A 384-nucleotide genomic window follows, 5' to 3' on the forward strand; every position below is an offset into this window, starting at 1 on the left:
GTTGCAGAGACTCCTTTTGAAGTCATACTACGCAAGGCTCTTAGCGGTAAGACGAGTGACCCAAGATAACCAAGGCATGAAAACAGCCGGAGTAGATGGTGTGATAGCAATATCCCCAAAACAAAGGTTTGAACTTGTTGAGGAAATCAAGGGAAACTTCAAAGCCAAACCGTTAAGGAGAGTCTGGATACCAAAACCTGGACGGGATGAAAAACGCCCGTTGGGAATCCCGACAATCAGAGACAGAGCCAAGCAAGCTTTGGTTAAGATGGTAATGGAACCCTACTGGGAACCCAAATTCGAGGGGACAAGCTATGGGTTTCGACCCGGACGCTCAACCCTTGACGCAATTGGCAGAATATATACAGCACTCAACAAACTGAA

1 protein-coding gene is annotated in these 384 nt (G+C 46.9%); it reads left to right on the forward strand.

Translation table 11 applies throughout. The features are described 5' to 3' along the window. Nucleotides 1–384 (forward strand): reverse transcriptase N-terminal domain-containing protein (locus LKE08_RS03305; protein WP_324702771.1); only part of this gene is annotated, 384 nt, incomplete at both ends.

Origin of the sequence: Lyngbya sp. CCY1209 (assembly GCF_035615495.1) — a bacterium.
Classification (GTDB): Bacteria; Cyanobacteriota; Cyanobacteriia; order Cyanobacteriales; family Microcoleaceae; genus Limnospira.